Below are 2,887 nucleotides of genomic sequence, written 5' to 3'. Positions count from 1 at the left end.
GAGGCCCCGCCTGACCCCGCCCACCCGCACGAGGGCCGGCCCTGGCACGCCACCCGCCAGGGGCGCGGGGTGCTCCTCAGCGGGGCCCTGCTGGCGGCGGCCTTCGCCTTCGGCTTCCTCGAGCCCCGCCTTGCGCAATGGGGCTACGTCGCCGCCACGCTAGTCGGGGTCTGGCCGCTGGCCCGCAAGACCTGGGCGGGGGTAAGGCTGGGCAACCCCTTCGGCATCAACACCCTGGTCACCATCGCTGCCATCGGCGCGGTCGTGATCGGCGAGGCCCCCGAGGCCGCGGTGGTGGTCTTCCTGTTTGCGGTGGGCGAGCTGCTGGAAGGCATCGCCGCCGGAAGGGCCAGAGCAGGGATCAAAGCCCTGGCCGCCTTGGCCCCCAAGACCGCCTTCCTCCTCGAGGGGGAAGGGGAAGACATCCGTACCCGCGAGGTCCCCGCCAGTAGCCTGCGGGTCGGGCAGGTGGTGCAGGTGCGCCCGGGCGGGCGGGTCCCCGCCGACGGCACCATCCTGAGCGGGTTCTCGGCCCTGGACGACTCGCCGGTGACCGGAGAATCGGTGCCGGTCAGCAAGGGCCCCGGTGACCGCGTGTTTGCTGGCTCCATCAACACCGACGGGGTGCTCGCCGTGCGGGTGGACAAGGACCCCTCCGACAACACCATTGCCCGCATCATCCACCTCGTCGAGGAGGCCCAGGGGTCCAAAGCCCCCACCGCCCGCTTCATCGACCGCTTCAGCCGCTACTACACCCCTGGGGTCCTGGCGATCGCGACCTTGATCGCGGTGGTGCCCCCCCTGTTCCTGGGCGGAGCCTGGCACGAGTGGCTCTACAAGGCGCTGGCGCTATTGCTCATCGGCTGCCCCTGCGCGCTGGTGCTCTCGGTGCCGGCGGCCATCACCTCGGCCATCTCGGCGGGGGCGCGGCGGGGCCTGCTGATCAAGGGGGGCGCGGTGCTGGAGACCCTCGCCCGCGTCCGCACCGTCGCCTTCGACAAGACCGGCACCCTCACCGAGGGGCGGCCCCGGGTGACCGATGTGGTTGCTCTGGAAGGCTCCGAGGCCGAACTGCTGGGCCTCGCCGCTGCGGTCGAACAGGGCTCCTCCCACCCCCTGGCCAAAGCCATCGTGGAGAAGGCCGACGAGGTGGGGGCCACGCTGCCCCCTTCCAGCGACCAGCAGGCCGTCCAGGGCAAGGGGGCACAAGCCATGGTGCAGGGCCGAACCCTGGTGGTCGGCTCGCCCAGGTACGCAGCCGAACTCGCTCCCCTGGCCGCAGAGGTAGCCGGGCAGATCGAGGCGATGGAACTCCAGGGCAAGACCGTGGTGGTGCTGCTGAACCCGCCCACCCCGCTGGGCCTCATCGCCCTGCGGGACGAGCCGCGGCCCGACGCCCGCGAGGCGCTGGCCCGGCTGGAGGGCCTGGGGGTGCGCTGCGTGATGCTCACCGGCGACAACGCCCGCACGGGCAGGGCCGTCGCCGAGGGGCTGGGCCTGGAGGTGCGGGCCGAGCTGATGCCCGAGGACAAGCTCCGCGCCGTGGGCGAGCTGGGGCAGGGCCGCCCCGTGGCGATGGTGGGCGACGGCATCAACGACGCGCCCGCCCTGGCCCGGGCCGACGTGGGCATCGCCATGGGAGGGGGCACCGACGTGGCCCTCGAGACCGCCGACGCCGCCGTGCTGCGGGGCTCGGTGCGGGGGGTAGCCGAGCTGGTGCGGCTCTCGCGGGACACGATGCGGGTCGTGGCGCAGAACATCGCCTTCGCGCTGGGCCTGAAGGCGGTGTTCCTGGCCACCACGCTGCTGGGCATCACCGGTTTGTGGCCCGCCGTCCTGGCCGACACCGGGGCCACCGCGCTGGTCACGCTGAACTCGCTGCGGCTGCTGCGCTTCCGCTAGCCGCCCGCGGCCTGTGGCCTGTGGCATACTCGAGACGAGGTTATCGCGATGCCGACCGCTTTAGACCGAGCCGCCGCCTGCGAGGAGCGGGGCATCCACCCCGAAGCCCTCGAGACGGCCCGCCGGGCCGTGCCCGACGAGGCGCGCGTGGCGCGGGCGAGCAGCCTGCTCAAGGCGGTGAGCGACCCCACCCGGCTGCGCATCCTGGCCGCGCTGGCCGCGACCGAGCTGTGCGTGTGCGACCTCGCCGCCCTCACCGGCACCAGCGAGTCGGCGGTGAGCCACCAGCTAAGGCTGCTGCGGGAGGAGCGGCTGGTGGCCTTCCGCAAGGAGGGGCGCATGGCCTACTACCGGCTGATGGACCACCACGTCACCGAGCTCATCCGCAGCGCGCTCGAGCACGCCCAGGAGCCCGGCTGAGGCGGCCCCGCTGCGATGGTCTGAAGACATGAGGGAGGACCGCCCCTTCGCCCGGGCCCTGCGCCCCGTCCTGCGGGGGATGGTCTACTCGAGCCTGCGGCGGCTGCGCGGGGTCTACCTGCGCGGCGAGCTGCCCGGCGGGCCGCTGGTACTGGCGGCCAACCACCACAGCTTCTTCGACGGCTACCTGGCCTATGCCCTCCTGCAGGCCCACCGCCGCCCGGGCCGGCTCATGATCGCGCGGGAGAACCTCGAGGCCTTCCCCCTCCTGCGCCTGCTGGGGGCACTGGGCACCCACGAGCTGCGCCCGGCCCTGCACGCCCTGCGGAAAGGGGAGAGCCTGGCCCTCTTCCCCGAGGGGGCGCTGCGCCCGCAGGGCGGGCTGGGGCCGCTGGAGCGGGGGGCCGCCTACTTCGCCGCGCGGGCCGGGGTGCCGCTGGTGCCCCTAAAAAAAAAACGTGCTGCGGGGCTCGGTGCGGGGGGTAGCCGAGCTGGTGCGGCTCTCGCGGGACACGATGCGGGTCGTGGCGCAGAACATCGCCTTCGCGCTGGGCCTGAAGGCGGT

Annotated in this window: 3 protein-coding genes; all 3 read left to right on the top strand. The window is 73.4% G+C overall.

The features are described 5' to 3' along the window. On the top strand, positions 1 to 1,902 hold a 1,902-nt coding region (locus MEICH_RS25365), incomplete at its 5' end, for a heavy metal translocating P-type ATPase (RefSeq protein ID WP_084542370.1). 48 nt (positions 1,903 to 1,950) lie between these two features. Beyond that, entirely contained in the window at positions 1,951 to 2,322 is a 372-nt protein-coding gene (locus MEICH_RS0115470; protein ID WP_027893377.1) for an ArsR/SmtB family transcription factor, read from the top strand. A gap of 28 nt (positions 2,323 to 2,350) precedes the next feature. Then, a partial coding sequence (locus MEICH_RS25360) for a lysophospholipid acyltransferase family protein (protein ID WP_169730689.1) occupies positions 2,351 to 2,887 on the top strand: 537 nt, incomplete at its 3' end.

Origin of the sequence: Calidithermus chliarophilus DSM 9957, from assembly GCF_000430045.1 — a bacterium.
Classification (GTDB): domain Bacteria; phylum Deinococcota; class Deinococci; order Deinococcales; family Thermaceae; genus Calidithermus; species Calidithermus chliarophilus.
Note: the sequence above shows the minus strand (reverse complement) of the source record. Positions and strands in the feature narration are given on the sequence as shown.

What these genes read in the sequence shown, in the direction of transcription:
- MEICH_RS0115470 (WP_027893377.1), top strand. Translation starts at nt 1,951, where the DNA reads ATGCCGACCGCTTTAGACCGAGCCGCCGCCTGCGAGGAGCGGGGCATC.